The organism is Vibrio sp. 811 (genome assembly GCF_033339195.1).
The window spans coordinates 1-858 of the sequence record NZ_JAWOUB010000224.1; the positions used below are offsets into that span (position 1 = coordinate 1).

Consider the following 858-nt stretch of genomic DNA (forward strand, 5'->3'; position numbering starts at 1 on the left):
CACCGTCACGCATTTCGGAGGTGTTAGCACTGCCTGCGGATTGCGAGGTATTTGAAACGGATCGTGAAGGGATAGAACGCTACGGCTGGCGTTTTTTTGCGGGGAAAGGCTATGAAGGCGACATCAAATGGATTCCAACCGTGATGGTCGGCGTCGCTAAAACCGCCGTCGCCAGAGCTAAAATGCTATCTGAAAATGCCCGACAACTGGCCAAGGGGATAGAGAAACACCCGGATAAATTTTACCGCCATGCTAACTGCCCTGATGTCGCTGATGATGAGCTGTTGACTATGGAGCAGGCCTGTATGGCACTCGGCCTTGTCTGTGAATCCAGAAAGCAATGCCATAACTCTCTTTATAGTCGAGGGTTAGCCCCAAAAAATGGTGTGCATACGCTAAATAGCCTGTGGCAACACACTATGGCGCGTTTGCCAGAAGGCTTCCCGTGGTTTGATAAAGAGAGGGGGATTAGGTACAGCGACGCCTTGTTTGCACTGAATGCAAATCAGTTCCACGGATATCGGGGATGCCTTCCGGTTGAATTACATAAGCCAACCACTAACTTCTTCAACCATGATCTGGCTCCTCGTGAGGCTCTGGATGGAAAACATGCCAGTATCTTTGATCGCCATGGTTACCGTACTGAAAACGGAGAACGGGTCAAATTGACCTCGCATCAGGCTCGACACCTGCTCAACACCATTGCCCAGCGTGGTGGACTGTCAAACCTGGAAATTGCCAAGTGGTCAGGGCGGGCTGATGTGAAACAAAATCGAACCTACAACCACATGACCGAATACGAACTGGTTGGCATGGCCGAACGCCTAGACCCCACAAAAGCGCTATTTGGGCCTGTTG

Annotated in this window: 1 pseudogene; it reads left to right on the forward strand. The window is 50.9% G+C overall.

What is annotated here, in order from left to right:
• Positions 1-858 (forward strand): annotated as a pseudogene (locus R7Q46_RS25970) (integrase); the annotation flags it as partial.